A 322-nucleotide genomic window follows, 5' to 3' on the forward strand; every position below is an offset into this window, starting at 1 on the left:
CATCCCGGTGATCCGCTGAGCACGCTCGGCACCGAACTTCTCCGCGAAACGCGCCGCCGTCGCCTCCATCCGCGGCCGCAGCTCAGGATCGAACATCGGTGTCCAGTGAGCCAGCGGACGGGCAGCCGCCGGCGGCAGCTCATTGGCCCCATGACCCAGACCAAGCGCACGCCCGAAACCACCACGACGCCGCGGCGGCACCGACCCCAACGACTGCATATAACTGACATACCGCTTGTGCAGCGCCCGGAAATGATAGATATCGACGCTGTTCTCCATCATCAGCTTCCAGTTGGCCTGCGCCCCATGCAGCTGCGCGCCC

General features: G+C 65.8%; 1 protein-coding gene. It reads right to left on the reverse strand.

What is annotated here, in order from left to right; genetic code table 11:
- Positions 1-322 (reverse strand): SRPBCC family protein (locus tag IG54_RS41095; RefSeq protein WP_030795740.1); only part of this gene is annotated, 322 nt, incomplete at both ends.

It is taken from the genome of Streptomyces sp. NRRL S-920, from assembly GCF_000717945.1.
GTDB classification, from domain to species: Bacteria; Actinomycetota; Actinomycetes; order Streptomycetales; family Streptomycetaceae; genus Streptomyces; species Streptomyces alboniger.